Origin of the sequence: Komagataeibacter intermedius TF2, from assembly GCF_000964425.1 — a bacterium.
In the GTDB taxonomy this organism is placed as follows: Bacteria; Pseudomonadota; Alphaproteobacteria; order Acetobacterales; family Acetobacteraceae; genus Komagataeibacter; species Komagataeibacter intermedius.
This window is the reverse complement of the sequence record NZ_BANF01000043.1, coordinates 1-202: the sequence shown is the minus strand read 5'-3', so window position 1 is coordinate 202 and position 202 is coordinate 1. Positions and strand designations below refer to the sequence as shown.

The window sequence follows — 202 nt, the reverse complement described above, 5'->3', positions numbered from 1 at the left end:
GTGCGCACTGGCACGCAGAACGCACTCATCGGAACCCGCTCAACAGCTGCGACAATGAAATGCGCCATATCGTCAGCCGGAAGCCACGACGTCAGATCAGGCGGCAGAAGATACGGCTGGGATCGGTCAAACGGGATGAAGCGGCTCATCGCGACACTCTACAGCCTTACCCCTTCACAGGGTACCCCAACCCGACAGGCTG

1 pseudogene is annotated in these 202 nt (G+C 59.9%); it reads right to left on the bottom strand.

Annotation, left to right across the window (positions count from 1 at the left end):
- Positions 1–149: pseudogene (locus B7449_RS19740) on the bottom strand (IS5/IS1182 family transposase); the annotation flags it as partial.
- Between the last annotated feature and the right edge of the window lie 53 nt (positions 150–202).